The sequence below is a fragment of the Lachnoclostridium sp. An138 genome, assembly GCF_002160765.1.
Classification (GTDB): Bacteria; Bacillota; Clostridia; order Lachnospirales; family Lachnospiraceae; genus Laedolimicola; species Laedolimicola faecalis.
Window position 1 is genome coordinate 1 of the sequence record NZ_NFLF01000051.1, and the last position, 1,827, is coordinate 1,827.

The 1,827-nt window shown below is 47.0% G+C and carries 1 protein-coding gene; it reads right to left on the minus strand.

Annotation, left to right across the window (positions count from 1 at the left end; translation table 11 throughout):
* Positions 1–108 precede the first annotated feature (108 nt).
* Positions 109–1,410 (minus strand): IS110 family transposase, encoded by a 1,302-nt coding sequence (locus tag B5E82_RS17720; protein WP_087308839.1) that lies wholly within the window; start codon positions 1,408–1,410, stop codon positions 109–111.
* Positions 1,411–1,827 lie beyond the last annotated feature (417 nt).

Genomic DNA, 1,827 nt, shown 5'->3' on the forward strand with positions numbered 1-1,827 from the left:
AGCATTCTGGTGATATGTCAAGAACTTTTTGAAGATGATTTTGATGTGTTTTTCAGAAAAAAGGGTAACTTTAATAGACCTTCGGTATGTATTTCAAAAAACCGAATGTCAGTTCGGTTCAATATTATATTCGGCGTCCAGCTTTTCGCCGGTGTACAGTTGGTTTTTGGCCAGCAATCCAAAAACGAGTCGTACGAATTTACGAGATGTAAGCGCGAGTGCTCTTTTGTGCTGATGTTTGGATACCTCAGCATATTTTCTGGCATAGAAGTCAGCATATTCAGGGATGTGCTTCCTGACGCTGTTTGCCGCTTCGCCAAGATAGTAGCGAAGATAGGGATTCCCGGCTTTCGACATTTGGTTATCCTCAGAAATGAAATCCCCGGAATCCCCTTTAGGCCAGTAAAGGCCGGCATATTTGGCAAGAGCATCGGACGAATGAAACGCTGTGATATCGCCGATTTCTGACAGGATCCCGGATGCCCATACCGGACCGATTCCGGGTATGGATTGAAGGATGATCAGGGCGTTTGTGTTCATTCCCTTGATGCATTTGTCAATCGCCTGCTCGATCAGCCTGATTTCTTTCTGATAGGCCTGGATGCAGTTAAACGAGCTTGCCAGTGAGATGTTCAGTGGTTCGTACATGCACTTGTCCAAGCGGTAGGAATCTCTGGCCGCCTTCCGCAAAAGCTCGGAAGTTTTGGATAGGTCAGAGATGCGGTTCCTGCTCTTTTGTGCAAGGAAGGCAAGCAGATCCTCTTCCGGCATATCGATGATTTCCTGCGGAGACAGGAATTCCGTCAGGACGGCTGAGGAAGTGGCCCCATAGAGATTGCCAAAGGGCTTGTCATCCCCTTCCAGGAGCTGAAGCTCGCTGAACTTCAGATAAAGATTCGAGACCATGTAGGTCTTCTCTCTGGTGATGCACTCAGAAAGGTGCATACGGTGCCTTGTCAGACGTTTCAGGGCAATAAACTGCCCGCCGCGCCATGGTTCCAGCTTTTTGGTACGGCCTACCCTTCCAAAGTCCGCAATGAGATAGGCATCTGTGGGATCGGTTTTTTCCATTCCGATATAGGACTTGCGGTAGTTCGCAGTGGTCTTTGGGTTTACACAGAAGACGTAAGGCTTGTAGGGCATGAGGACCTCGCTGGAAGCCAGGAAGTTTGAAATATGGACGCTGTACACAGAAGTAGATTCCAGGACGATAAGAAGCGTATCCAGATTTTTATGCTTCTGCATACATGCGGCGATCCTATTTACAAGCTCATCAGCCCCCGGCTGATTATTGCCAAAGGATGTTGAGAGATATTTGTTTTCCTCAAAGTCCATGGCGTAGACAGAATTGGTTTTTGAGCTTACATCAATACCAACAAACAAGGTGGACATATAGTTGATCTTTACCATGATATCACCTCCATTCCGATAAGGATTTGTGAAATCTGAAGCAAAAGGTTTATCCTGCGCTGCATACGGTGACCGAACCCTCGCGTAATGAGCATGCACCCAGTCAGCCATTCTTGCTGGGGCTAACGGCTGGGGATGAAACTTCTGTGTCAGCGGAATGTGCCGTATGAGCCAGGCTGAATGCTTTCGAAGCAGTCGCGGACAAAGCCGGCTGAAAGGAGGTTGAGCAGTGCCTTCGGACATCAGACTCTGCCTGATATCATACCACAGGATCTACCTATATGGAAATGTAACTATCAACTGTATAGATGGGAATCAGGATGAGGGGAGTACCTCTTAGAAGTCCTTACCATCTATACCAAAAAAGAATAAGTCTGTAAGCTGTTTTTCTTGCTTACAAACTTATTATACGAGGAG

What these genes read in the sequence shown, in the direction of transcription:
- B5E82_RS17720 (WP_087308839.1), bottom strand. Translation starts at nt 1,410, where the DNA reads ATGGTAAAGATCAACTATATGTCCACCTTGTTTGTTGGTATTGATGTA.